Raw genomic sequence first — 2773 nt, forward strand, 5'->3', positions numbered from 1 at the left:
ATAAAAAACATCCAAAATTCGGATGTTTCTTTGGCATACTCATTTTTAAATATAAGAGTGAATAATACAAGAAACAGACAGAAGTTGAACGTAAGTTCATCGGACTTTAGTTTTCTATTTCTGTTAGCTTGATGGCGATGGGGGAAGAACACATGCCCATCAACTTAAGAATGGAAACAAAATGAACTTTCGTTCATATGAATTAAAAAATGCTTAAAATATTTTATGTCTTTAAAAATGAGCATTCCAAATAAGCCTCAATAGGCCTACTTTTAAAAATTATACAGCTTGCTTTTACTTTCTCAATCCATTACATTCATAGACAACACCCAAAATATCAAAGACTGTTTTCTTCTCATATCGATGAGATTTCCGTCCATTCTTCTGTAGGAGGTTGAACAGGCAGACTAGGATCTTTGTTATTTCTTGGGTGTTTTGCTGTATAGTTTGATATAAAATGTGTAAATGATCTTGAATCATTCCAATTGCTTTATATTCACTTAATTCTTGTTTCTTCTTTTGTAAAATTAATTAGCGCATCTTAAACATAGTAGAAGAACAGAGAAAAATGGCAATAAGCTTTCCATAAACATGGCATTCTAATCGCTCTTGTTTGATATTTTTCCAATGATGAATTTGAAATAGGGATTTCCAAGTTTTAAAGATAATTTCGATTTGCCAGCGAAGGGAGTAGAAATCATGTATTTGTTCCATCGGAACAATCTCCCAAGAAGTATTGGTAACATACATGTTCATACCAACTAATCGTTTACTTTTTTCTGAATACGTAACACCTTTTTTACTTTCCGTATTTACTTGTTTTTTCCTACGCTCACGAAGTTGTTTTTCGGTTAATCGGTACATAATGACTCGTGTGAATAGTTTTTTATCTCTTCCAATATAAGCGTCTGTTATTTCATAAACTTGTCCCGGTTTTAAAGTATTCATAATGTGTTCTAAATCGACTTTGATAAATTGAGACTGCTTTTTTATTGCCCCAGTTCGGAAATATTCAGGGGACTCATTTTTGATATACACCATATTGTTTAATTTGAGTCGCGATATATAATACACGCCGCGTTGATCCATTTGATCTAAATCGTCCAGTGAATAATAGCCTAAGTCTCGAATACATAAATCACCAGGTCGTAGTGTCGCTAAACACTCTGTTCCAAAGGTCTTATCATTATTTTTTCCTGGTTCAACTTGAAAATTTAAAAATTGTCCACTATGTAAATCATATTCTAATTGAATTTTTATACCCGCTGTTTGTGCACAACCACCTGATCCAGGATACACACTAGCTAAATGTTTTGGCACTTGGAAAATCGTTGCATCTAAAATACGAATTCGTTGAAAATAAGCAATTGAAGAGCTTGGAATTACCGATGTTTCACAAATTTTATTTTTTAATAATACAGAGAAAATATGTTTTAAAAAGCAAACAGCTTTTTTATTGAAACGTTTATTGAGTCCCTCCGGACTCATAAGAGTTCCTGTGGCGGCATGAAGTTGACTGCATAGTCTAACTAAAGACTCACTCGCTACCCGCTGACTAATCCAAACACAGATAGTGGATAAATCATGGCCCGAAAACTTACGCTTTCGTTGTACAAAATCTAGTTTTCTAGCAAGTCTTTCTAAAAATGAAGGAGTAAGATATTGGTATAATTCTTCAGCAAATAATTGTAATTCATCTTGAATCGAGAGATTCATAAAAAACATCATCCCTTCTGTATATTTCTACAAAAAGAATAACGCTTTCTATAAATTATGAGTATAAATTCATCTTAAGTTGATAGTAATGCATCGTGCCCCGTATATTGTAACTTCTTTTTGTTTGCTTTTAAATATGGATTAGCACCTTCTTTTTTACCAAATTCCACTTGAAAATTACAAATATACTTAATGCATTGTGTCAAAAACATTTGACAATCCAATTGAGATTTTTTACAATTGACATGTAAAAAACTTTTGACATTTTGATTATAAAAAATGGAGAAGAGATATGAAAAATATTATAAAGGATTTGAGAGAGAAGAAGGGATTGTCGCAAGAACACTTGGCTAATAAATGTGGGGTTAGTAGACAAACAATCAATGCAATTGAAAATAATAAGTACGATCCTACATTAAAATTAGCTTTTAGTCTTTCAGAAGTATTGAATACAACAGTAGATGAACTTTTTTTAAAGAAAGGAGTATAGAATTATGAATTATTTAGTATATTTTGTAGGGGCTATATTGTGGGCTTATATTAATGGATTTTTTACAAGTGACAAAGGATCAGCTCCTTGGGTTAAAGATGATGAAAGAGATAAAGATATTAAACATAAAGCAATTATAGCAAGTTGGTCAGGGATCTTTTTCTTTTGTATAATTGGAATTTTTAATAAAGTATTAGGTCTAGGTGGTGCTCAAAAATCCCCTTATCTTCCAGAACCGATAGCTACTATCTTACAAGAAAATGTTGAAATACAAGTTTTACTTATTCTTTTAGTAATGTATGGGATTTTCTATATTTATTATAGAAAAAAAATGAGTGCTTAGTTGTTACTTAGATAGTTTACCGACAGTTTACTTTGTTTTAAACGATTTATTTTTGTATATGGATAAATCGCTATTCAAATTCTAATCTTTATGAATCTTTATTCAAAATCAACACAAACAACGGTTATCCTTTCTGATTTTGCTCGTTTAGTTAGAAAGAATAACCATTTTTTATACTTGGGGGTACTAAAATTTCTTAAGTTGATGGGCATGTGGCGGTACCC

2 protein-coding genes and 1 pseudogene are annotated in these 2773 nt (G+C 31.4%); 2 read left to right on the top strand and 1 reads right to left on the bottom strand.

Going from position 1 to position 2773, the window contains the following annotated elements:
* Positions 1–294: 294 nt before the first annotated feature.
* A pseudogene (locus tag LOK41_RS27725) lies at positions 295–1716 on the bottom strand (IS4 family transposase).
* 292 nt (positions 1717–2008) lie between these two features.
* Between LOK41_RS27725 and LOK41_RS27730 the strand changes: the two are divergent.
* Positions 2009–2206 (top strand): helix-turn-helix transcriptional regulator, encoded by a 198-nt coding sequence (locus LOK41_RS27730; protein ID WP_098487660.1) that lies wholly within the window; start codon positions 2009–2011, stop codon positions 2204–2206.
* A gap of 4 nt (positions 2207–2210) precedes the next feature.
* Complete coding sequence (locus LOK41_RS27735) at positions 2211–2549, top strand: DUF2178 domain-containing protein (protein WP_241819314.1); 339 nt, start codon at positions 2211–2213, stop codon at positions 2547–2549.
* Positions 2550–2773 lie beyond the last annotated feature (224 nt).

It is taken from the genome of Bacillus sp. TL12, assembly GCF_022625245.1.
Classification (GTDB): domain Bacteria; phylum Bacillota; class Bacilli; order Bacillales; family Bacillaceae_G; genus Bacillus_A.